The organism is Agrobacterium cavarae (genome assembly GCF_004310285.1).
Taxonomy (GTDB): domain Bacteria; phylum Pseudomonadota; class Alphaproteobacteria; order Rhizobiales; family Rhizobiaceae; genus Agrobacterium; species Agrobacterium cavarae.
Genome location: NZ_SISF01000024.1, coordinates 68794 through 89260 on the forward strand (window position 1 = coordinate 68794; position 20467 = coordinate 89260).

At 57.3% G+C, this 20467-nt stretch carries 19 protein-coding genes; 9 read left to right on the forward strand and 10 right to left on the reverse strand.

Annotation, left to right across the window (positions count from 1 at the left end; translation table 11 throughout):
• The first annotated feature begins 17 nt into the window (after nucleotides 1–17).
• Nucleotides 18–1136 (forward strand): COX15/CtaA family protein, encoded by a 1119-nt coding sequence (locus EYC79_RS05710; RefSeq protein WP_130977411.1) that lies wholly within the window; start codon nucleotides 18–20, stop codon nucleotides 1134–1136.
• Here the strand turns inward: EYC79_RS05710 and EYC79_RS05715 are convergent.
• The 3 genes from EYC79_RS05715 to speB all read right to left on the reverse strand — a co-directional run bounded on the left by EYC79_RS05715 (nucleotide 1126) and on the right by speB (nucleotide 3952).
• Nucleotides 1126–2004: an aminoglycoside phosphotransferase family protein gene (locus tag EYC79_RS05715; RefSeq protein WP_130977412.1), complete on the reverse strand. Its 879-nt coding sequence runs from the start codon at nucleotides 2002–2004 to the stop codon at nucleotides 1126–1128. The two genes, EYC79_RS05710 and EYC79_RS05715, sit on opposite strands and share 11 nt — an antisense overlap.
• Nucleotides 2001–2927 (reverse strand): N-acetyl-gamma-glutamyl-phosphate reductase, encoded by a 927-nt coding sequence (gene argC, locus EYC79_RS05720; protein WP_130977413.1) that lies wholly within the window; start codon nucleotides 2925–2927, stop codon nucleotides 2001–2003. Before argC ends, EYC79_RS05715 begins: the two co-directional genes overlap by 4 nt.
• A gap of 71 nt (nucleotides 2928–2998) precedes the next feature.
• On the reverse strand, nucleotides 2999–3952 hold the full coding sequence (gene speB / locus EYC79_RS05725) for an agmatinase (RefSeq protein WP_130977414.1): 954 nt from the start codon (nucleotides 3950–3952) through the stop codon (nucleotides 2999–3001).
• Nucleotides 3953–4224: 272 nt separating this feature from the next.
• Here speB and EYC79_RS05730 point away from each other — a divergent pair, with 272 nt between their 5' ends.
• Entirely contained in the window at nucleotides 4225–6180 is a 1956-nt protein-coding gene (locus EYC79_RS05730; RefSeq protein ID WP_130977415.1) for an acyltransferase family protein, read from the forward strand.
• Between the two features lie 91 nt (nucleotides 6181–6271).
• On the opposite strand, the gene rpsI is transcribed toward EYC79_RS05730, so the two are convergent.
• From rpsI to EYC79_RS05750, 4 genes are all read right to left on the reverse strand, one after another.
• Nucleotides 6272–6739: a 30S ribosomal protein S9 gene (gene rpsI, locus EYC79_RS05735; RefSeq protein ID WP_045018729.1), complete on the reverse strand. Its 468-nt coding sequence runs from the start codon at nucleotides 6737–6739 to the stop codon at nucleotides 6272–6274.
• 2 nt (nucleotides 6740–6741) lie between these two features.
• Nucleotides 6742–7206, reverse strand: a complete 465-nt coding sequence (rplM, locus tag EYC79_RS05740; RefSeq protein ID WP_062425555.1) for a 50S ribosomal protein L13 — start codon at nucleotides 7204–7206, stop codon at nucleotides 6742–6744.
• A 250-nt stretch (nucleotides 7207–7456) separates the two neighbouring features.
• Nucleotides 7457–8293, reverse strand: coding sequence for a DMT family transporter (locus EYC79_RS05745; protein WP_130977416.1), 837 nt, complete (start codon nucleotides 8291–8293; stop codon nucleotides 7457–7459).
• A 366-nt stretch (nucleotides 8294–8659) separates the two neighbouring features.
• Nucleotides 8660–9337, reverse strand: coding sequence for an NADPH-dependent F420 reductase (locus EYC79_RS05750; RefSeq protein WP_280956448.1), 678 nt, complete (start codon nucleotides 9335–9337; stop codon nucleotides 8660–8662).
• 63 nt (nucleotides 9338–9400) lie between these two features.
• On the opposite strand from EYC79_RS05750, the gene EYC79_RS05755 reads away from it, so the two are divergent.
• The 4 genes from EYC79_RS05755 to EYC79_RS05770 all read left to right on the forward strand — a co-directional run bounded on the left by EYC79_RS05755 (nucleotide 9401) and on the right by EYC79_RS05770 (nucleotide 12985).
• Nucleotides 9401–10294 carry a LysR family transcriptional regulator gene (locus EYC79_RS05755; protein ID WP_130977418.1) on the forward strand — a complete coding sequence of 298 codons (894 nt, stop codon included), beginning with the start codon at nucleotides 9401–9403 and terminating at the stop codon, nucleotides 10292–10294.
• A gap of 484 nt (nucleotides 10295–10778) precedes the next feature.
• On the forward strand, nucleotides 10779–11213 hold the full coding sequence (locus tag EYC79_RS05760; protein ID WP_113272303.1) for a CoA-binding protein: 435 nt from the start codon (nucleotides 10779–10781) through the stop codon (nucleotides 11211–11213).
• A gap of 84 nt (nucleotides 11214–11297) precedes the next feature.
• Nucleotides 11298–12581 carry an O-acetylhomoserine aminocarboxypropyltransferase gene (locus tag EYC79_RS05765; RefSeq protein ID WP_130977419.1) on the forward strand — a complete coding sequence of 428 codons (1284 nt, stop codon included), beginning with the start codon at nucleotides 11298–11300 and terminating at the stop codon, nucleotides 12579–12581.
• Between the two features lie 47 nt (nucleotides 12582–12628).
• Nucleotides 12629–12985: a cupin domain-containing protein gene (locus EYC79_RS05770; RefSeq protein WP_130977420.1), complete on the forward strand. Its 357-nt coding sequence runs from the start codon at nucleotides 12629–12631 to the stop codon at nucleotides 12983–12985.
• A 36-nt stretch (nucleotides 12986–13021) separates the two neighbouring features.
• On the opposite strand, the gene EYC79_RS05775 is transcribed toward EYC79_RS05770, so the two are convergent.
• Entirely contained in the window at nucleotides 13022–13684 is a 663-nt protein-coding gene (locus tag EYC79_RS05775) for a glutathione S-transferase family protein (RefSeq protein WP_130977421.1), read from the reverse strand.
• Nucleotides 13685–13801: 117 nt separating this feature from the next.
• On the opposite strand from EYC79_RS05775, the gene EYC79_RS05780 reads away from it, so the two are divergent.
• The gene (locus EYC79_RS05780) at nucleotides 13802–14788 is read left to right on the forward strand and encodes a helix-turn-helix transcriptional regulator (RefSeq protein WP_130977422.1); all 987 of its coding nucleotides are present in this window, start codon (nucleotides 13802–13804) and stop codon (nucleotides 14786–14788) included.
• On the opposite strand, the gene EYC79_RS05785 is transcribed toward EYC79_RS05780, so the two are convergent.
• Nucleotides 14778–16025, reverse strand: coding sequence for a cytochrome P450 (locus EYC79_RS05785; protein ID WP_130977423.1), 1248 nt, complete (start codon nucleotides 16023–16025; stop codon nucleotides 14778–14780). The genes EYC79_RS05780 and EYC79_RS05785 overlap by 11 nt on opposite strands.
• 163 nt (nucleotides 16026–16188) lie before the next feature.
• Nucleotides 16189–17436: a GGDEF domain-containing protein gene (locus EYC79_RS05790; RefSeq protein ID WP_130977424.1), complete on the reverse strand. Its 1248-nt coding sequence runs from the start codon at nucleotides 17434–17436 to the stop codon at nucleotides 16189–16191.
• A gap of 416 nt (nucleotides 17437–17852) precedes the next feature.
• Here EYC79_RS05790 and clpP point away from each other — a divergent pair, with 416 nt between their 5' ends.
• On the forward strand, nucleotides 17853–18485 hold the full coding sequence (gene clpP, locus EYC79_RS05795) for an ATP-dependent Clp endopeptidase proteolytic subunit ClpP (protein WP_062437784.1): 633 nt from the start codon (nucleotides 17853–17855) through the stop codon (nucleotides 18483–18485).
• Between the two features lie 358 nt (nucleotides 18486–18843).
• Nucleotides 18844–20121, forward strand: coding sequence for an ATP-dependent Clp protease ATP-binding subunit ClpX (clpX, locus tag EYC79_RS05800; RefSeq protein ID WP_062425546.1), 1278 nt, complete (start codon nucleotides 18844–18846; stop codon nucleotides 20119–20121).
• Nucleotides 20122–20467: the final 346 nt, after the last annotated feature.

A 20467-nucleotide genomic window follows, 5' to 3' on the forward strand; every position in this document is an offset into this window, starting at 1 on the left:
ATTGTGGAGTGTCAAGAATGCGATCCGATACGCTGGCGACGGCGGATGCCTCTGTCGAAAAACGGGTGAAAACGGCTTTGCAGAAGCAGGAGAGCAACCGCAAGCTTCTGCGCATCTGGCTGCGCGTCGTGCTGTTTACGCTGTTCTGTCTCGTCCTCGTGGGCGGTGCCACACGCCTGACCGAATCGGGTCTGTCAATCACCGAATGGAAGCCGATTCATGGGGCTATCCCACCCTTGACGGTCGCCGAATGGGAAGAGGAATTCCAGCTCTACAAGCGCATACCTCAATATCAGGAAATCAATCGCGGCATGTCGCTGGACGAGTTCAAGACCATCTTCTGGTGGGAATGGGCGCATCGTCTGCTGGCGCGGGCCATTGGGTTGATCTTTGCCTTGCCGCTTGCCTATTTCTGGCTTACAGGGCGCATCGAGAAACGATTGCGCCTGCCACTGGTCGGCCTTTTGGCACTTGGAGGTTTTCAGGGCTTCGTCGGCTGGTGGATGGTGTCGTCCGGCCTGGTCAACCGCACAGACGTGTCCCAGTACCGGCTCGCGACCCATCTGACGATCGCCTGCCTGATTTTTGCAGGCTGCATGTGGATATTACGCGGTCTTTCCTACCACTCTCCAGAAGCATCACATGAGCGCGAGGGCAGGCGATTCGCGGCCGTTTTGGCGGTGCTCTGTCTCGCCCAGATCTATCTCGGCGCGCTCGTTGCCGGCCTCAATGCCGGTCTCTCCTATAACACATGGCCGCTGATGGATGGTTCACTCATTCCGGGCGATCTCTTCATCCAGCACCCTTGGTGGATCAATCTCTTCGAGAACCCGAAGACGGTCCAATTTGTCCACCGACTGGGTGCCTATACGCTGTTTGCGGCGACACTCTGGCACATGGTAAGCCTCTGCCGCAGATTGCCGAACACGCCACATGCGAGGCGTTCCGTGCTGTTCTTCGTTCTGGTCTGTGTGCAGGCGTGCCTCGGCATCACCACGCTTCTCACCCATGTGGATATCCATGTGGCGCTTGCTCATCAGGGCATGGCGCTGATCGTCCTTGGTTTTGCCATCGCCCACTGGCGCGGTTTCATCGGGGAATATCCCGCGCCGGTATCCGTCGAAGTCAGGGACTGAGATCGCTCAATAGGCCGCGCGCAACGGTGAGAAAGGCGAGACGCTCCAAAGCGTTCTCGCTTTCATTGAGGACGCTGCCATCATCCTCGAGGGACCAGCAGATCGATGCTCCCGCATGCGCAATGGCGTAGCGGAGGATTTTCTCTCGCGAGCAGTCCAGCGTTTCTGAAAAAATGTCACAGAGCCTTCTGATCCGTTGCGGATCGATGATGTCCGGCAGGGCGTTCAGAGGATTACCGAAGATGTTTGCGACATCATAGGCGGGATCACCGACGAGTCCTTGAGGATCGATTGCCAGCCAGCCGCGTGAGCCACCCGTGACGATGTTGTCGTGGTGCAGGTCTCCATGCAGTGGCTTTATCATCTGCTGACGAGCGAGCAATTCTCGAGTGATCTCGGCACTGTACTGCAGAGGCTCGCGCAGGCGTTGATCGCTTTCCGTTTCGGCCCGGGCAAAGAGAGAGCGGAAATGCTGGTCCAACGTCGTGAGCCCAACCGGGGGGGCTCCGCCTGACGTGTGAAGTCTCTGGAGAATATCGCAGATGATTTCGTTCGCGGCGCCTTCCCCGTGCTGAAGGCGGTAAGCGCGAAGCGTCAGATCACCCGCATCTTCCAGCAGGCATTCTGTGCCGTCTTTCTGCAGGAGATGCACGGCGCCTTGGCCCTGCCGCCACTCCAGGAAGGTCATACCGGGAAGCTCGCCCAATCCCCGCGGCGTCAATCGCTTCAAGATCGCTGAGGAGCCATCCGTCAAACCAACTCGGTGGACCATGCTGCTCGCTGTATCGGCAAGAAAAAAGGCGGAGGAAATGCTCCACCGCCTTTTAATCTCATCCGGAATGTCTGACGTGAGACCGCTTTCGCTCATGCAGACAGCATCAGCTCCATGTTTTGAACGGCCGCGCCCGATGCGCCCTTGCCGAGATTATCGAGAACCGCGACGAGGTTGATATGCTCTGCGTTGCCGAAGACGTGGAGCTTCATGATATCCTGGTTTGCGAGTTCTTCCGCATCGATACGCGCGATCGACTTGCTCTCTTCCATAGGCACGACCTTGACGATGTCCTGTCCGGCATAATGCTGAGTGAGGGCAGCGTGAACCGTTTCCACAGTCGTGCCGTCCTTGAGGTTTTCGACAAACAGCGGAACCTGAACGATCATGCCCTGCGGGAAGCGACCGACCGAAGGTGAAAAGAGCGGTGCGCGGTCCATGAGCCCATGGCTCTTCATTTCCGGCACGTGCTTGTGCTTCAGGGTTAGGCCGTAGAGGAAGTTGTTGGCACTGATCGCATCCTCGCGGCTCTGGTCTTCCATCTGCGCAATCATCTGCTTGCCGCCGCCGGTATAACCGGAAACGGCATTGACGCTGACGGGATAGCCGTCCGGCAGTATGCCTGCGGCACGCAAGGGACGGATGAGAGCGATGGCGCCGGTGGGGTAGCAACCGGGATTGGCGACGAAGCGGGCGGAGCGAACCTTTTCCGCCTGATCCTTGTCCATTTCGGCAAAGCCGTAGGCCCAGTCCGGGTGGATACGGAAAGCGGTAGAGGTATCGATGATCCGAACCTTGTTGTTGCCGGACACCATGGAAACAGCTTCCTTGGACGCATCATCCGGCAGGCAGAGGATCGAGATATCGGCGCTGTTCAGCATATCCTCGCGCATGGATGCATTGCGGCGCTCGGCTTCAGGAATCGACAGCAGCTCGATATCGCGGCGGTCGGCCAGGCGCGTGCGGATCTGCAAGCCTGTAGTGCCGTGTTCGCCATCGATGAAGATTTTCGCTGCCATGTCCTTAACCTTACATTTTCAATGTGTTGTGGGAGTTTTCAGACTCGATTTGTTAGCGCGTGGGATGCGGATCAGGTTGATCTTGCAAGCCGCTCGGCACGCAGCCCAAGCATATACATCGCAACCGTTGCCCCGGCAATGGCGGTGATATCCGCATGATCATAGGCCGGCGCCACCTCCACCACGTCGGAACCGCGAATGTCGAGTTGCCCAAGGCCGCGTAGGACCGAGAGGATTTTCGCGCTCGATGGCCCGCCAGCCACGGGCGTGCCGGTGCCGGGCGCAAAGGCTGGGTCGAGGCAGTCGATATCGAAGGTCAGATAGGTCGGCAGGCCACCCGTGTGCCTGACGATCAGTGAGGCAATGTCGGCGGCGCGCATATCCTCAAGCTCGTAGCCATAGAGGATCTTGATGCCGCAATCTTCGGGCGCATGCGTGCGGATACCGATCTGGATCGAACGATCCGGGTCGATCAACCCATCTCGCACGGCGCGCACGACAAAGGAGCCATGATCGATGCGCTTGCCATCATCGAACCACGTATCCTGATGGGCGTCGAACTGCACCAGCGCCAAAGGACCGTGTTTGGCCACATGCGCTTTTAAAAGCGGCCATGTGATGAAGTGGTCGCCACCCAGCGTCAGCAGATAGTCGCTGTTTGCGATGATCTTGCGTGCTTCCTGTTCGATGGTCTCCGGTGTCTGCCAATGATTGCCGTAATCCAGCAGGCAGTCTCCATAGTCGATGGTCGGCATGGAATCGAAGAGATCACGTGCGAAGGGATATTGCGGATCGTTGTCGAAAATGGCTGAAGCGCGACGGATCGCCTGAGGTCCGAAACGAGCGCCGGGCCGGTTGGATGTGGCAGCATCGAAAGGAATGCCCCAGACCACGGTGGAAGCGCCCTCCAGGTTCTTGCTGTAGCGACGACGCATGAAGGACAGCACGCCCGCATGGGTCGGATCGCTGGCCGCCGAGGTGAGAGAAGGGGCCATGAAGGCGTGATCGATCGTCTTTTTAGCCATTGCTCATCCTTCAATGGAAATATCGAGAATATTCAATATCGCATTAAGCAGTTCGGGATAAGATTGCCTCGTGGTAAACACCTCGTAAACAACTAATCTGATAGTATATCCGCCAGCTTCACCGTCGTGTTCGGGTCTTTTGTCCCCGGCATCTCCAGCAAGCCATGCGTCGTTGCCGATCACTCTGGCGCTTCAGGGGTTCGGAACTGCGCCTGACTCTGTGATCGCCGCTTCTCGAAGGCTAGCTATACGCAACGTGACATGTGGTTTTTATGAACTATCGACCCGAAATTGACGGTTTGCGCTCCTTGGGATTGCTGGCCGTCATTTTTGCCCATGCGGGTTTCGCAGCCTTTGACGGCGGCTATATCGGCGTCGATATTTTCTTTGTCATCAGCGGTTATCTGATTACCAAGGTGATTCTGCGCGAATATGCGGAGGGGCGTTTTTCGATCGGCCGTTTTTATGCGCGCCGCGTACGCCGCATTCTTCCCGCGCTATTCTTCGTCCTCATCTGTACAATACCCTTTGCCTGGATGTGGTTGCTGCCGGACGCCTATGAGCAGTTTTCCAAGAGCCTGATGGCGGCGACGCTTTCACTTTCCAACATCTACTTCCTGAGAAATACCGGATACTTCTCCCCCGAGACGGCAGAAGTCCCGCTGATCCACACATGGAGCCTCGGTCTTGAGGAGCAGTTCTATCTGCTTTTCCCGCTGCTCTTTCTGTTCCGGCTCAAGATCAGGACGATCTTCTCCATTGTGCTCGCCCTTGCCTTGGGCAGCCTGCTTTTGAGCGAAGCCGGCTCCCGCTTTTTTCCCGTCGCCAATTACTACCTGTTGCCGACCCGGGTCTGGGAGATTCTTCTCGGCTCGATCTGTGCATTCCAGGTCTTTGGCAAAGACCGGCGCACAAGCGATGTTCTGGCGGCAGCGGGCCTGTCCCTCGTCATTCTGTCGATCTTTCTGTTCGATCCTTCGCTCAACATTCCCTCGCTGGTGGCTCTGCTCCCCACGGGAGGCACAGCTCTGATTTTGCTGTTTGCCTCGCAGACCAGCGTCGTCGGACGTATCCTCGCCCTGTCTCCTTTGGTGTGGCTCGGTCGGATCAGCTTCAGTGCCTATCTCTGGCATCAACCCGTCTTTGCATTCTGGCGCATCCGCAGCCCCCAGCCGCCATCGACGATCGTCATGTGCGGATTGATCGCTCTTGTTCTGCTGCTCTCGGCCCTCAGCTGGTATTTCGTCGAACAGCCATTTCGCGGCCAACGGGTACGCTTTGCCAAACTCGCATGTGCGGCCTGCGCACTGGCTGTCGGGCTGGTTGGTTTCGGCGCCTGGGGCGATGTGAAAGAGGGCTTACCCTCCAGGCTGCCCAACAATGTCAGGGAATTCGTCGATCGCACCACCTGGAACGACAACTGTCTTTTCCAAAGAGAAGACGGCATTCCAGCTCTTCCCAGCATGGAATGCATGTTCAATATCGGCAGCGGCCGGACCATTGCCGTCTGGGGCGATTCCATCGGCGCGTCGATTTCTCCGGCCTTGCAGGAGGAGTTCAAGCGCCGCAACATCGGTATGGTACAGCTGACCCATGGCTTCTGTGCGCCTATCCTTGGCGTCTCTGTTGCAAGAGACGAAGGCGCTGCCAATTGTGAAGAGTTCAACAGGCGCGCATTGGATTATCTGGCGGCCAGCAATGTCGAAACCGTCATCCTGTCAGCCTCGTGGGTAAGCTTCCTCGCGGCACCCTATATGCAGATCGACAGCGAGGTATACGCCAATGGAGCGATCCCGCTTCAGTCGATTGCCGACAATCTTCGTGAGACTGTCCAGCGGCTGGAGGCGACCGGAAAACAAGTGGTGATCGTCTATCCGGCTCCGCGTTTCGACAAGCCTGTGGTCGACCTCATGGCCTCGCGCATGTTGCGGGGCGACCCTACGCCAAGCTTCGAGTTTTCGAAAGCCGATTTCGAGGCGAACACCGGTCGTGCCTACCAGCTCCTGAACTCGGGTTTGCCTCAGGACGTCAGCAAGGTGCTGCCGGAGCAGCTCTTCTGTGATCCTACTTCAAAGGGTGGCTGTTACTTTGGGCTGGACGGTGTGGCCTATATCGCCGACAGAGGCCATTACACCAGAGCAGGGGCCGAACGGATTGCCGCCGCGGTCGCGGACGAATTGTTTGGTGCCGATGGCATAACCGGATCCATACCGCTGCCGCTCAACTGACAGCCTGTGTCATCACCACTGAGAGATAACCACCAACAGAAAAAGGCGGAGCCGAGGCCCCGCCTTTTCGATTTTTGCATTCCAGAAGCGATTAGCGCTTGGAGAACTGGAAGCTACGGCGAGCCTTGGCCTTACCGTACTTCTTACGTTCAACAACGCGGCTGTCGCGGGTCAGGAAGCCACCCTTCTTCAGAACGGGGCGCAGGCCCGGTTCGAAGTAGGTGAGAGCCTTGGAAACACCGTGACGAACGGCACCGGCCTGACCGGAGAGACCACCACCGGCAACAGTCGCGATGATGTCAAACTGACCTGCACGTGCTGCTGCAACGAGCGGCTGCTGCAGGATCATCTGCAGAACCGGACGTGCGAAATAGGCAGTGAAGTCACGGCCGTTGATGATGATCTTGCCGGAACCAGCCTTGACCCATACGCGGGCTACGGCGTTCTTGCGCTTGCCGGTCGCGTAGGAGCGACCGAGAGTGTCAACCTTGCGGACGTGTACGGGAGCCGAAGCTTCCGATGCCGGGGCGAGGTCTTTCAGGGAGGAAAGATCGGCCATTATCAGGCGCTCCTTACGTTCTTCTTGTTCAGCGATGCAACGTCGAGAGCGACAGGCTGCTGTGCTTCGTGCGGGTGGTTCGAACCAGCGTAAACGCGAAGGTTCTTCATCTGGCGACGACCGAGCGGACCACGCGGGATCATGCGCTCGACAGCCTTTTCAACGACGCGCTCCGGGAAGCGACCCTCGATGATCTGGCGAGCCGTACGCTCCTTGATGCCACCCGGGTAACCGGTGTGCCAGTAGTACTTCTTGTCGGAATACTTCTTGCCGGTGAAGACAACCTTTTCCGCATTGATGATGATGACGTTGTCGCCATCATCGACGTGGGGGGTGTAGGTTGCCTTGTGCTTGCCGCGCAGGCGGGTAGCAACGAGGGTGGCGAGACGACCAACAACGAGGCCTTCGGCGTCGATGATGACCCACTTCTTCTCCACCTCAGCGGGCTTCTGAACGAAAGTAGACATTCTTTTCACTTTCTTTAGGACCCGTCATCCGGCTGTTGCCAGATTGGATGCGGGCGTTTCTTGTTGCTTGATTTGGCCGCATTTGCGCGTGCCGGAAGACATGTATTCCAGGAGAATTCAGTCTGGCGCGCTTATAAGCGGTGCGCCGCAAACCGTCAACAGGCGCAAAAACGCAACCTTCAAAAATAACGTATAAAAAACAGCATGTTAATGATGTGGTTTTATAATACCACACAAAATCATGGCGTTCTTAGCCCAAGCGCATGATGAGAACGCCCATCGCGATGATGCCGCCGGCGACGTAGCGCCAGAGGCTGGCCTTCTCCTTGAGCAGGAAAACCGAGATCAGGATGGCGAACAGAATGGAGGTTTCGCGCAGGGCTGCGACCACCGCCACCGGCGCCTGCGTCATTGCCCACAATGCAAGGCCGTAGGACAAAATCGATCCGCCGCCACCGGCAAGACCGCGCCACCAGTTGCGCCTCACATGCTGCACGACCGGCAGATAACCACGTTGATAGAAGGCATAGGAGAAGAGCAGGACAGGCGGGAGCAGGGACATCCACAGCGTATAGGAAATGGCATTGCCCGAGGTCCGCGCACCAACACCGTCCACGAAGGTGTAGCCCGCAATGACCACTGCATTGGCGAGCGCCAGCAAAATCGCCTTTCGACCGCCGCGGCGTGCTTCGAAGGCAAGGGTGAGGATGCCCGCCGAAATGACCGCAATGCCGGCGAAGGCAGCGGTGCTCAGCGTTTCATCGAGAAACAGGCTGCTGCTCGCTGCCACGATCAGAGGCGCAACGCCGCGCATAACGGGATAGACGAGGCCGATATCGCCGACCGTATAGGCTGCGGCGACCAGCCGGAAGTAAGCGAACTGCAGGATGGCGGACGCCACCAGAAAGGGCAGCGCGACGAGCCCGGGAAGGGGCAGGAACGGCAGGAAGGGAACACAACAGATGGCGGCACCCGCAGCGATCAACGATGCATCCAGCGCCTTGTCCGATCCGGATTTGACGAGGGCGTTCCACGAGGCATGCAGAAGGGCGCCGAAGAGGACAAGAAGCAGGACATCAAGGGACACGGGCGACTCATGAAGCGTCTGGATGGAAATCCGACCTTAGAGCATGTGGCGCGAAAGTGTTACGCGGTTTTGCGATGATGAGATGCGACAAAACAAGGCGCTAAAGCTTACAAAGCGAAGCGGAAACAGCGAGCGACGCCTATGATTCCTTGGCCATCTACTCTGTCAAACGGGGTGAGGGAGGTCCGCTTCCGCACGACGTTGCGACAAGGTTGAACCTCTCGGTGGTCCTCGCTAGGGTTGATGACCACCGAGAGGTTTTCGCGCCGGGACGCACAAGGACGTCCTTCACTGTTGAAACGATGCATCGTGCTTTCCGACGATCGATTCCGATGTTAACGGCTTATGCCGTTGCAGTAGACGGCGTCACGCGTCCACCATGTGACGTTCCACTTTCGCAAGAGCGGCTTCTAGCTCGGCTGCGGTCATTCGCACGCAATAGGCTGGTGTGCCACGTTCAAAACGCCAGCCTTCGGCCAAATTACCTGCGTCCACTGCATCGAATCCGAACTGGTTATAGAGCGTTTTGCCGATCGTCTTTCCCTCTTCATCATCACCGGCGATAGGCAGAGCCCGACGCTCGCCAGCCCGCGCAGGCAGGCCATCCTTTTCCAGATCGTTCATGGTGATGGCGTTGAAGGCCTTGATGATCCGGGATTGCGGCAGATGCCGGGCAAGCAATTCGCTCGTTGTGATCTTGCCGTCATCGAGTTCGACGATCCGCCCATCACGATCGGGATAATAATTATCTGTGTCTATGACCACCTTGCCGTTGAGAACTGCGACGGGAACCGAGCGGTAGGCGGCAAGGGGGATGGCGATGACGACGATGTCGCCGAATGCCGCTGCCTCATCGACCGTTCCGACCTCGCAACCCACGGCGTGACGCATACTGAACAAGGTGTGCGGTCCGCGTGAGTTGCTCAACATCACCTGATGGCCCGCGCGAACGGCTAGCTTGCCGATGGCTCTGCCGACAAAGCCCGCACCGATGATTCCGATTTTCATATCTCGTCTCCGTGTTGATGGTGAGGGAGGTTTAATTTGCGTCGGACATGCGTTAAATCACCATGATGAGATGACATTCCCAACCAATAAGAGGCAATCATGGATAGGCTCACCAGCATGGCGGTCTTCGTCAAGGCGTCCGAAGTCGGGTCCTTCGCTGCCGCTGCGGAGGCGATGGGCATGTCACCGCAAATGGTTGCCAAGCATGTCGTCTTTCTCGAAGACAGGCTCGGTACAACGCTTCTCCACCGAACGACGCGACGGCAGAGCCTGACGGACGTCGGTCGCGCCTATTACGACCGCTGCAAGCTGGTTCTGGCAGAGGCCGAGGCGGCGGAAACGCTGGCCCAGGACATGCGGTCTCTGCCGAGCGGCGTCTTGCGCGTCAATGCGCCGATGACCTTTGGCGCTTTTAGCCTGGCACCCTTTGTGACGCGCTATCTCAGGCGATATCCGCAGATGCAAATCGATCTGACACTCAACGACCGGTTCGTCGATCCCCTGGAAGAAGGCTTCGAGGTAATGGTGCGGATCGGGGAGGTCGAGGACACCTCTCTTGTCGCACATGCACTGGCGCCCTATCGGTTGATTGCCTGCGCGTCGCCGGACTATCTAGCCAAACGCGGGACGCCGCGAACACCATCGGAATTTCAACACCACGATTGCCTGGCCTATGCCTACTGGTCGCCCTCCATCCCTTGCCGATGGCAGTTTACACGAGCAGGGCAGGTCGAAGAAATTCAGGCGACAGGGAGGATCCGTAGCAACGACTGGAAAACGCTTCTGCATGCTGCAGTGGAGGGCTATGGCATCACGCTCGGACCGGAGGGCGTCCTCAGCGGCGAAATCGCGGCTGGCCGGCTTGCGCGAGTCCTGCCCGACTACGAGGGTCCCTCTCGCCCCATGCATGTTCTCTATCCAGCAGGACGTCGTCCCACGGTGAAAGTGAAAAGCTTCATTGACGCCATTGTTGACGAATTCGGTTTGAAATGAGGTCGTCGATCGCGACGATCCCTTCGTCATCCGATAAATGAAGCCGCATATCTGCTGAAGGGAATTGCTGGAATTATGAGCCAAGACAGCCGGTAATCTGGGGAAAACGGCGTGTTTTGAAAGGCCGCGGGCATCATCGACACGCGCAGATTATACAACCCAAGAATGCATGAAGTACTTCATCAAACATCCAAAAAAGTAAGATCGTCACTGAAACTTTGTTTTTATTGAAGCTCAAACGTTTCAGATTGGGATTTGTTATAGACGCGACGTAAATTGCTAATGTAACTATAAGTAGTTGCTAAAGTGATGGTGAACGAAGTTCGAACAAAGGCGGTACGATCGGGCATTTGGCCTGTTGCCGTATTAAAGGGCAGCGCGAGATGCAAATTTACGCATCCTTTTCTGCGCCAGGGAATTCATGCTTTATCCGTTACCATCTCGATCTAGAGTTGGATCAGCCACCAAAGGGAGGATGACGATCATGGATCACGACAATTATACCGACGAGGACATTCGTCGCATTTTGACCGACACGACAACGATCGCGCTGGTTGGCGCTTCTCCAAATTCCGCACGCCCCAGCCATGGCGTCATGTCGTTTCTTCTTTCGAAGGGCTACAAGGTTTTCCCGGTCAATCCAGGCCATGAGGGCAAGGAAATCCTTGGGCAAAAGGTCTATGCCAAGCTCGCTGATATTCCTGAGCCCGTCGACATGGTCGATGTGTTCCGCGCATCGGAATATCTCTCAGGCGTCATGGAAGAGGTGATCCACATGTCGCCCCGCCCCAAGGTCGTCTGGGCACAATTGGGCGTGAAAGATTATGATGCCGCGGCGAAGGGGGAGCATTACGGCGTGGAAGTGATCATGGATCGCTGCCCGGCCATTGAGCATCCTCGTCTCAATATCGGACGATAGTTAGGATAGTTCGCACTTATCTTTCGCCGTCGAAGCGATATGATCCTTTCTGTGCTCGTTTAAAAAGACAGTCGGAGGGACACCATGTCAGACCACACGCCGGGCTTTTCTACCCTTGCTATCCACGCCGGTGCGCAGCCAGACCCGACCACTGGCGCGCGCGCCACGCCGATCTACCAGACCACGGCCTACGCGTTCCGTGATTCCGACCATGCGGCAGCGCTTTTCGGCCTGAAGGAGTTCGGCAATATCTACACGCGCATCATGAACCCGACGCAGGCGGTTCTCGAAGAGCGCGTTGCAGCCCTTGAGGGCGGAACCGCGGCGCTCGCCGTGGCGTCGGGCCACGCAGCACAGTTGCTGGTCTTCCACACGCTTCTGCAATCCGGAGACAACTTCGTGGCCGCCCGCCAGCTTTATGGCGGCTCGATCAACCAGTTCGGCCACTCCTTCCAAAACTTCGGCTGGCAGGTGCGCTGGGCGGATGCCGCTGATCCTGCGAAATTCGAAGCCCAAATCGATGAGAAGACGAAGGCGATCTTCATCGAGAGCCTCGCCAATCCCGGCGGCACATTTGTCGATATCTCTGCCATTGCAGAGGTGGCGCACAGGCATGGGCTGCCACTGATCGTCGACAACACAATGGCGAGCCCCTATCTCATTCGGCCGATCGAACACGGTGCCGACATCGTCGTCCACTCGCTGACCAAGTTTCTCGGAGGCCATGGCAACTCCATGGGCGGCATCATCGTCGATGGCGGTACATTTGACTGGTCCGCATCGGACAAGTTTCCGGCTCTCTCGCAGCCGCGTCCGGAATATTCGGGTGTCGTCCTGCACCAGACCTTCGGCAATTTCGCCTTTGCCATTGCCACCCGCGTTCTCGGCCTTCGCGATCTCGGACCTTCGATTTCCCCCTTCAACGCCTTCCTGATTCTCACCGGCATCGAAACGCTGCCGCTGCGCGTCCAGCGCCACTCGGACAATGCGCTTGCGGTTGCCAAATGGCTGAAGGCGCATTCGAAGATCGGTTGGGTGCATTATGCGGGGCTGGAAGACAGCGACAATCACGCTCTGCAGCAACGCTATTCACCAAAAGGCGCGGGGTCCGTCTTCACCTTCGGTGTGAAAGGCGGATACCAGGCCGGTAAATCGCTGGTGGAAGGATTGCAGCTCTTCTCGCACCTTGCCAATATCGGCGATACCCGCTCTCTCGTCATCCACCCTGCATCAACGACCCATGCTCAGCTGACGCCCGAGCAGCAGGTTGCGGCGGGTGCGGGTCCAGACGTGGTGCGTCTTTCTATCGGCATCGAGGATGTCAAGGACATCATCGCTGACCTGGAGCAGTCGCTGGCAAAGATCTGACGACCGAAAAACTTGAGAAGCCACAACACGAGAGGACAAGATCGCCCATGGCCCTGACACTGAATTTCAAGCCTGACGGCGATCTTTCCACCATTCAGCCGGAGGAGGGCGCTCCGGCGCCCGACAGGCTGATTGCTGGCGATCCGAAATTCACCAGCTGGAACCTGGAGGAGGCCGAAGGCGGTCTCTATGCCGGCATCTGGCAATCGACACCCGGCAAGTGGCGGGTGGAGTATGATGAATGGGAGTACTTCAACATTCTGGAGGGCCACTCGATTCTGACGGTGGATGGTGGAGAACCTATCCACCTGAAAGCGGGCGATCGCCAGATCATCCGTCCAGGCTTTAAAGGCACCTGGGAAGTGGTAGAGACGACGCGAAAGGACTATGTAGTCCGGCTATAGACCAGCCGCGGCCACACGCATCGTCTCCCTTGCTCATCACGACATTGGCTTGCTCAGCGCGGCGGCGGCAGCTTCATGCTCTGCGGCCATGGTGGCGTCATCGGCGGTCACTGTCTGCACGCTCTGACGAGCACCGATGCGATCCATGTAGCGCTGAAAGGCGGGCCGGGCTTCCACAAGGCCGAACATCGTCGTCCAGGTAAGCGCTATCCCCCACAGAAGATCGGCGGCCGTGAACCGCTCGCCAAGCAGGTAGGGTCTCTTCTCCAGCTGCACTTCCAGCATGTCGATCAGCGAGTCGTAACTCGCATAGGGTGTTTCATTGAGAGAGCCCGGCTCGCGTTTCATATAGCGGTCATAGATGGCCGGTTCAAAACAGCTGCCATAGATGAACAGCCAACGGACATAGGCGCCACGATCCGGGTCGGTGAGGGAAGGGGCAAGCCCGGCTTGTGGGAATAGGTCGGCGAGATAGAGATAAATCGCGCCCTGTTCGGTGATAAGCGTATCACCGGCGCGCACCGCCGGCACCTTGCCGAGCGGGTTGATGGTCAAATACTCCGGCCGTCTTTGTTCGCCTGCCTTCATGTTCAGGACGTGCAGCTCATAAGGCACGTTCAACTCCTCCAGCAAGATGCGGGTACCGGTGGCACGTGTCTGCGGTGAGTAGAAAAGTGTGATTTCTTGGTTCGTCGTCATCGGTCGTCTCCCGTGCTGATTAATCTCGCGATTTCGCGATGACGAGAGATTGCGCTTCCATACCTGTCAGATCATGTCAGGTTGGATTACACATAGATCGAGAAACGGGATTTTTCGATGCGTGCGAGCCGGCTGATCAACATCCTCACCACCCTTCAAGCGAAAGGGCTGGTGACGGCTGAAGTGCTGGCTGCGGAGAACGATGTCTCTGTGCGAACGATCTATCGCGATATCGATGCGCTTTCGCTCTCAGGTGTCCCAGTCTACAGCGAACGAGGCTCGGATGGCGGGTATCGTCTTCTTGATGGGTATCGTGTGCGCCTCAACGGGCTGACACCGTCCGAGGCGGAAGCCATGTTTCTGTCGGGTATTCCCGGCGCTGCCGCAGATCTCGGCTTGGGGGCGCTGATGGCGGGCGCGCAGAAGAAACTGACGGCCGCCTTGCCGGAGGATTTGCGCGAAAGCGCGCGACGCCTGCAGACGAAATTCTATCTTGATGCACCAACTTGGCTCGCCGAAGGAGAGCAGCCGCATTATCTGCAAGCCATCGCCGGTGCCGTCTGGAGTTCCAAGCGCATCCGCATCCGCTATCGGTCATGGACGGCTGAGAAAAACCGGGTCGCAGATCCGCTTGGCATCGTCATGAAGGGTGGTGCCTGGTACGTCGTCGCAAGCGTTGACAACACACCCCGCACCTACCGCATATCCCGCGTCCTCGATCTCATCGTGACCGATGAAGGCTTCGACTGGCCGAAGGGTTTCGACCTGGCGGACTATTGGAACGAGAACACGAGAAGGCTCGAGCTCGATCTTTATCCGAACTGGGCGACGATACGAATTTCACCCCACGGCTTGAAAGAGATCGAGCATACCGCTCCACCTTATGTCCGCGCCAATATCGGTTTTGTTGCAGAGGCCGACGAGGCTGGGTGGCAGACGGTGCGGCTGCCGGTGGCGCATAGGCGTATGGCCATGCATGAAATGTTGAAGTTGGGGCCGGAGGTCGAAGTGATCGACCCGCCGGACTTGCGAGACGCCATGCGTCAAGCGATCGAAACGCTGATGAACCGTTACGCGCAGGGAGAAGACGACCTCACCAAGTGAGGTCGAGCCGTTCCAGGCCGTGAAAGTGATAGACGTCCTTGACATTCGGCTGGCTCGCCAGCTTGAGATGCGGCAGGCGCTGGAAGAGCAGAGGCAGGACGATATTCAGTTCCAACCGCGCCAGCGGCGCGCCGATGCAGAAATGGATGCCCGCACCAAAGGAGAGATTCGGGGCCTCGGCACGATCCGGCTTGAAGGTGAGGGGATCGCTGAATTTTAGCGGATCGAGATTGGCGGCGGCGAGGATGAGGCTGACCTTGTCGCCCCGCTCGAATTTTACGCCATCGATTTCCACCGGCTCCAGAGCCCAGCGCTGGAAGATATGGACGGGTGCACCGATGCGAAGCGTCTCTTCCACGGTCCGTTCGGTCGTCTTCTCGTCGCCGAAGAGCGATTGAGGGTTGAGCCCGCTTTCCAGAATGACGCGCACCGAGTTGCCGATCTGGTGGACGGTTGCTTCGTGGCCGGCGTTGAGAAGGACGATCGTTGTGGAGATCAGTTCATCATCGGTCAGAAACTGGCCCTTATGCTCCGTATGGATCATGTGGCTGAGCAGATCGTCCTTCGGCTCAGCCCGGCGTTCGGCAATCACGCTGCGCACATAATCGGCGAATTCCTTGGCCGCGCGGTCGGCGGCAAGCTCATCTTCGCGGCTGCGCTTGAACATGTACATGCCGACATAGGCATGCGACCATTTGAGCAGCTGCGGTCCCATCTCCTCAGGGATCCCGATCATCCTGGCAATCATCGTCACGGGAATGATATCGGCAAAAGAGGAGAGAAGCTCCGTTTGACCATCCTTTTCGAAGCGGTCGATAAGCCGGTGGGCCAGCGTCTCGATCTCAGGCTTCATCTTCTCCACGTGGCGGGAGACGAAGGCACGGTTCACCAGGGTGCGCAGCCGGGTGTGTTCCGATGGCTCGATCTCGAGCAGGGAATGACGCTCTGCTGCATCGAAATTCTGAGTGTGTTCGAGCGGCTCGGGCAGGCCGAGTTCTTCGCGTGTTGCGATGTGAAGGATCTGGCGCCCGAAGCGACGGTCACGCAACAGCGCGTTGACGTGATCATAACCGGTGAAGAACCATTGCTTCTGTTCCTTCCAGTAGAAGGTTGGACAGTGTGCGTGGAAAAGAGCGTATGTGGCGTTTGGATTGCCATAAAACGCCGGGTTACGAGCGTCGAGCGAAACGGAGCGCTGTTGCGCGTCGATGTGGAGAAAGTCGGGCATCGTGTTCATGCCCAACCTCTACAGCATCGGCCCGAAAATCGGAATCGATTTTCGGAAAGCACGATGCGTAGATTCAAAAAGTTAGAGCGTCCTTTGTGCGTCCTAAAGGACGCACGGCGCTCTAGCGAAAACAAAGCCGACGGGAAAGAGAGGCGAGACTGAGAATAGGCAGTCAGTTGCTACCCATAGCCGCGATGCGGTTGAGTGCCGCAACCTGCCGGTCGGCATTGTTGTCATGCGGGTCTTCGCCGCGGTCGTCGGCCGGGAGCACGACATTGGCAATGCCGTCATTGACGACCGTGCGATTGCGGCCTGCGGATTTCGCTGCATATAGCGCCCGGTCCGCCATCTTCAGCATCAGATCCAGTTCCGCCTCCGCGATCGGGGCAGAGTAGATGCCGATACTCACCGTGGAGGTAAAGCTTTCCTCTCTTCCCTCGGTGGACAGACGAGCGAAATAGACACGCACGCCATCGACGACCCTCAGCGCAGCGTTCAGATCGTCGTGGGGCAGCAGATAGGCAAACTCTTCGCCGCCCATGCGCACGAAGATGCCCTTTTTGCCGACGATGCGATTGACGAGATCGCAGAACTGAACCAGCACCTCGTCACCGCACTGGTGACCATGGCGGTCGTTGATTTTCTTGAAATGATCTATGTCGAACAAAGCAAGCAGGAGTTGTGATGAGCGATGTTCCGGCGCCTTCCTGATCTCAGAATAGGCTTCCATCAGTCCGCGCCTGTTAAGAACGCCTGTCAGATGATCGGTTATTGAAAGACGGTGCAATCGCCGCTCATTGTCCTCCATGAACATCTTCAAGGCAATCATCATCAGCACGACGAAGCTGAAAGCGGCCGAGTAGGCGACCGGTGCTGTCAGCGGCAGCGTCTGGCCGGCAAGCGAATCGTAGGGAATGATCAGGGCTGCGGTCAGAGGACCGATCAGCGCGTGCACGACGAGGGCTACGGCAAAGATCTTGCGCGTCGTTGAGACCGGCTCTTTGGAGGTCAGCACGACGCCGGCGATGGTGAAGTAACCGACTGCCGCGCAGCCATGATAGACGAGAACGCGTGCCAGCATGCTGTCGTACACCGCCGGCAGAAACATGAAGGCCAGCCACAAAAGCGGTGGAATGAAAATCCACCCCTCGATCTTCCGCTGTTCAAGGCGAAGCAGGCCGGCGAGCCAAAAGCCGAAGGCCGAAAGCGCAAGCGTGTTGCCAACGGTGATCGTCCAGAAATCAGCGAGATAACCCCGTTGCGCTACGAGCGCAGAACCGGCGCCCACAGCCGCAAAACCGCAGGCGAAAAACAGGTGATGTTTCTTGGAGGACGAATGAAGCCAGAGCACGGCCAGCAATGCAGCGAGAGTCGATGTTTCCAACGACCAGAGAAGCATGCCTGTTTGGGCCTGGAACACAGCTCAATCCTAGTTAAATTTCAACGAGTCGCTTCGTCTGACCGTCGAGTGTGATCGAGGAGTATGGTCGAGAACGCCACTTCGACGTGTAGTCCTGCGACAGGCAACTTTCAACGAAAAACTCTCACGCAAAGTATCTTCCTTACGTTACGTAAAGAATTCGTCACCTCTCGTTCCGCTTAACCGCTTGTTGACCAGTCCGGCTGTTCGTCGTTGATCAGGAACCGGCGCAAGCCACGAGAGGCTGGTCTGCAAGGGATTTCATCTTTAAAGCGGTGCAAGAATTGGCCTCGCTATTAAGGATATCCACTGCCTCAGTCTTGAAGTGCCGACCAAGGACACTCTATGTAGTGAGTTGACGAATAATGATTCCGGGCGCTCGGAGCTTCCGGGCTAGAATTGGATAAAGGACGGACATGACAAATCCAGTTGATACCGCCATGGCTCTGGTGCCGATGGTCGTGGAGCAAACCAACCGCGGTGAGCGCTCCTATGACATCTACTCCCGTCTTCTCAAAGAGCGCATCATCTTCCTGACAGGTCCTGTCGAAGATCACATGGCTTCGCTCGTTTGCGCCCAGCTTCTGTTCCTCGAGGCCGAAAACCCGAAGAAGGAAATCGCGCTCTACATCAATTCCCCGGGCGGTGTCGTAACCGCCGGCATGGCGATCTATGACACGATGCAGTTCATCCGTCCTGCCGTCTCCACGCTTTGCGTTGGCCAGGCGGCCTCGATGGGCTCGCTGCTTCTGGCAGCCGGCGAAAAGGGCATGCGCTTTGCAACGCCCAACGCCCGCATCATGGTTCACCAGCCGTCCGGCGGCTTCCAGGGCCAGGCATCCGACATCGAGCGTCATGCCCGAGACATCATCAAGATGAAGCGTCGCCTGAACGAAGTCTATGTGAAGCACACTGGCCGTACGTTGGAAGACGTTGAAAAGACGCTCGATCGCGACCATTTTATGGATGCCGGAGAAGCGAAGGACTGGGGCGTGATCGACAAGATCCTCACCTCTCGCCAGGAAATCGAAGGCGTTTCCGCGAATTAAAGCGACTGCTTGACGATGCCGGTTTATTGGCCTGATCGTAATTCTGGGCTTTAAACCGGCGAATAAAGCGATAATAGTACATATTAAGGCTATGTTGAATTTTTATGACGTAGTCTGAACCAAGCTCTCCCGAACGACGTAAAGCTTTGAGGGAGAGCATCGGAGACATACCGGAGCACGCGTGTTCCGGGGTTTTAAGGGGAATTCGTTGCCGCCGTGCGTCAGTTCATATATCTGATACGGCTAGTACCCCGGGAACGAAGCGGATGCGAAAGCCCGAAATGGCAGTCGCATTTGCAGGCGGTAAGTTGACCGCGATCCGCTTTGCGGACCTGCGGCGTGCTGGAAGGAAAGAGATATGAGCAAAGTCAGCGGCAGCAACGGCGGCGACTCGAAAAATACACTCTATTGTTCATTCTGCGGCAAGAGCCAGCACGAAGTCCGGAAGCTGATTGCCGGGCCGACAGTGTTCATCTGCGATGAATGCGTCGAATTGTGCATGGACATCATCCGCGAGGAGAACAAGAGTTCGATGGTGAAGTCGCGTGAGGGTGTTCCCACCCCGCAGGACATCATCAAGATCCTCGACGAATACGTCATCGGCCAGAAACAGGCGAAGAAGATCCTGTCTGTTGCCGTTCACAACCATTACAAGCGCCTCGCGCACGCGTCCAAGAACGGCGATGTCGAGCTGGCGAAATCGAACATCATGCTGGTTGGCCCGACCGGTTGCGGCAAAACCTATCTTGCCCAGACGCTCGCGCGCATCATCGATGTTCCCTTCACCATGGCGGACGCAACGACACTGACCGAAGCCGGTTATGTCGGTGAAGACGTCGAAAACATCATTCTGAAGCTGCTCCAGGCTGCCGACTACAATGTCGAGCGCGCCCAGCGCGGTATCGTCTATATCGACGAGGTGGACAAGATTTCCCGCAAGTCGGACAATCCGTCCATCACGCGCGACGTATCGGGCGAAGGCGTTCAGCAGGCGCTTCTGAAGATCATGGAAGGCACGGTCGCATCGGTTCCTCCGCAGGGTGGTCGCAAGCATCCGCAGCAGGAATTCCTGCAGGTGGATACGACCAACATTCTCTTCATCTGCGGCGGCGCATTTGCTGGCCTCGACAAGATCATCTCTGCCCGTGGCGAGAAGACATCCATCGGCTTCGGCGCGACGGTCAAGGCAGAAGACGATCGTCGCGTTGGCGAAGTGCTGCGTGAACTGGAGCCTGAAGATCTGGTCAAGTTCGGTCTCATCCCTGAATTCATCGGTCGTCTGCCGGTTCTGGCAACGCTCGAGGATCTCGACGAGGATGCGCTGATCCAGATCCTGTCCGAGCCGAAGAACGCTCTGGTCAAGCAGTACCAGCGCCTGTTCGAGATGGAAGATGTTGAACTGACATTCCACGAGGACGCGCTTCGTGAAATCGCCCGCCGGGCCATCACCCGTAAGACAGGCGCCCGCGGTCTGCGCTCGATCATGGAAAAGATCCTGCTCGACACGATGTTCGACCTGCCGACGCTGGAAGGCGTCCGCGAAGTGGTGATTTCGGACGAGGTCGTCAGCGGCCTCGCTCGCCCGCTCTACATCTACGCCGATCGTCAGGACGAAAAGGCGAATGTGTCGGCCTGATTACCAGAGTTGATCGCAATCAAATGGAAGAGGCTCGCCACTGGCGGGCCTTTTTTCTGTTTTAAACCTCGAAATAGCGAATAACCGTGACCGTATCCGATTTTGAGTTGGAGCGGATTATGCTTTGCTGATAGAGTCTTACCAGTGATTTGTGTGATGGCGTGACGTTTTGGTGAAGGTCGCTCATCGAATCCACCTTCGTGGGGCTCGACAGGGGTGGAAAGTAAAAAGCGTATTCACGCCCATCGTTTTTTCAAAGGTATGCGGCCCCACGATAGACAGCGGGTTGCTGGTTTCCGTGACTTGAAAATGACAGTGCGAAACTCCACTTTCAGTCACGAATAAG

What these genes read in the sequence shown, in the direction of transcription:
- EYC79_RS05710 (WP_130977411.1), top strand. Translation starts at nt 18, where the DNA reads ATGCGATCCGATACGCTGGCGACGGCGGATGCCTCTGTCGAAAAACGG.
- EYC79_RS05715 (WP_130977412.1), bottom strand. Translation starts at nt 2,004, where the DNA reads ATGAGCGAAAGCGGTCTCACGTCAGACATTCCGGATGAGATTAAAAGG.
- argC (WP_130977413.1), bottom strand. Translation starts at nt 2,927, where the DNA reads ATGGCAGCGAAAATCTTCATCGATGGCGAACACGGCACTACAGGCTTG.
- speB (WP_130977414.1), bottom strand. Translation starts at nt 3,952, where the DNA reads ATGGCTAAAAAGACGATCGATCACGCCTTCATGGCCCCTTCTCTCACC.
- EYC79_RS05730 (WP_130977415.1), top strand. Translation starts at nt 4,225, where the DNA reads ATGAACTATCGACCCGAAATTGACGGTTTGCGCTCCTTGGGATTGCTG.
- rpsI (WP_045018729.1), bottom strand. Translation starts at nt 6,739, where the DNA reads ATGGCCGATCTTTCCTCCCTGAAAGACCTCGCCCCGGCATCGGAAGCT.
- rplM (WP_062425555.1), bottom strand. Translation starts at nt 7,206, where the DNA reads ATGTCTACTTTCGTTCAGAAGCCCGCTGAGGTGGAGAAGAAGTGGGTC.
- EYC79_RS05755 (WP_130977418.1), top strand. Translation starts at nt 9,401, where the DNA reads ATGGATAGGCTCACCAGCATGGCGGTCTTCGTCAAGGCGTCCGAAGTC.
- EYC79_RS05760 (WP_113272303.1), top strand. Translation starts at nt 10,779, where the DNA reads ATGGATCACGACAATTATACCGACGAGGACATTCGTCGCATTTTGACC.
- EYC79_RS05765 (WP_130977419.1), top strand. Translation starts at nt 11,298, where the DNA reads ATGTCAGACCACACGCCGGGCTTTTCTACCCTTGCTATCCACGCCGGT.
- EYC79_RS05770 (WP_130977420.1), top strand. Translation starts at nt 12,629, where the DNA reads ATGGCCCTGACACTGAATTTCAAGCCTGACGGCGATCTTTCCACCATT.
- EYC79_RS05775 (WP_130977421.1), bottom strand. Translation starts at nt 13,684, where the DNA reads ATGACGACGAACCAAGAAATCACACTTTTCTACTCACCGCAGACACGT.
- EYC79_RS05780 (WP_130977422.1), top strand. Translation starts at nt 13,802, where the DNA reads ATGCGTGCGAGCCGGCTGATCAACATCCTCACCACCCTTCAAGCGAAA.
- EYC79_RS05785 (WP_130977423.1), bottom strand. Translation starts at nt 16,025, where the DNA reads ATGAACACGATGCCCGACTTTCTCCACATCGACGCGCAACAGCGCTCC.
- clpP (WP_062437784.1), top strand. Translation starts at nt 17,853, where the DNA reads ATGACAAATCCAGTTGATACCGCCATGGCTCTGGTGCCGATGGTCGTG.
- clpX (WP_062425546.1), top strand. Translation starts at nt 18,844, where the DNA reads ATGAGCAAAGTCAGCGGCAGCAACGGCGGCGACTCGAAAAATACACTC.